The sequence below is a fragment of the Janthinobacterium sp. EB271-G4-3-2 genome (assembly GCF_020858035.1).
GTDB classification, from domain to species: Bacteria; Pseudomonadota; Gammaproteobacteria; order Burkholderiales; family Burkholderiaceae_D; genus Janthinobacterium; species Janthinobacterium aestuarii.
The window spans coordinates 1-537 of the sequence record NZ_JACYMG010000035.1 but is presented as its reverse complement, the minus strand read 5'-3'; the positions used below and the strand labels follow the sequence as shown (position 1 = coordinate 537).

General features: G+C 54.2%; 1 rRNA gene. It reads left to right on the top strand.

Features of this window, described 5'->3' with window-relative positions:
* Positions 1 to 519: ribosomal RNA gene (locus IGS55_RS27820) — 16S ribosomal RNA — on the top strand; the annotation flags it as partial.
* Positions 520 to 537 lie beyond the last annotated feature (18 nt).

The window sequence follows — 537 nt, the reverse complement described above, 5'->3', positions numbered from 1 at the left end:
GGGAGTGCTCGAAAGAGAACCAGTACACAGGTGCTGCATGGCTGTCGTCAGCTCGTGTCGTGAGATGTTGGGTTAAGTCCCGCAACGAGCGCAACCCTTGTCATTAGTTGCTACGAAAGGGCACTCTAATGAGACTGCCGGTGACAAACCGGAGGAAGGTGGGGATGACGTCAAGTCCTCATGGCCCTTATGGGTAGGGCTTCACACGTCATACAATGGTACATACAGAGCGCCGCCAACCCGCGAGGGGGAGCTAATCGCAGAAAGTGTATCGTAGTCCGGATTGTAGTCTGCAACTCGACTGCATGAAGTTGGAATCGCTAGTAATCGCGGATCAGCATGTCGCGGTGAATACGTTCCCGGGTCTTGTACACACCGCCCGTCACACCATGGGAGCGGGTTTTACCAGAAGTAGGTAGCTTAACCGTAAGGAGGGCGCTTACCACGGTAGGATTCGTGACTGGGGTGAAGTCGTAACAAGGTAGCCGTATCGGAAGGTGCGGCTGGATCACCTCCTTTCTAGAGTTTGCACGAATC